We start from the raw sequence: 218 nt of genomic DNA, 5'->3' as shown, positions 1-218 counted from the left end.
CGGGCACGCGCAAGCCTCGTCATGTCTTTCGCCAACGGCGTCATCAAGGACAAGGCCGCCGTCAGCGCAGCGATCACAACGTCCTGGTCCAACGGACAGACCGAGGGCCAGATCACCAAGCTTAAACTGGTGAAGCGCCAAATGTACGGACGCGCCAAGCTCGACTTGCTGCAGGCTCGGCTAATCGGTGCCACATGACCAGTGCTGCACCAAAATTG

Annotated in this window: 1 pseudogene; it reads left to right on the top strand. The window is 59.6% G+C overall.

The annotated features are described in order from the left end of the window. Window positions 1-198, top strand: a pseudogene (locus tag AC0L3P_RS40420) (ISL3 family transposase); the annotation flags it as partial. Window positions 199-218 lie beyond the last annotated feature (20 nt).

Source organism: Bradyrhizobium sp. WSM4874 (assembly GCF_055811835.1).
The sequence above is the reverse complement of the archived record's forward strand: the minus strand, read 5'-3'. Positions and strand labels throughout refer to the sequence as shown.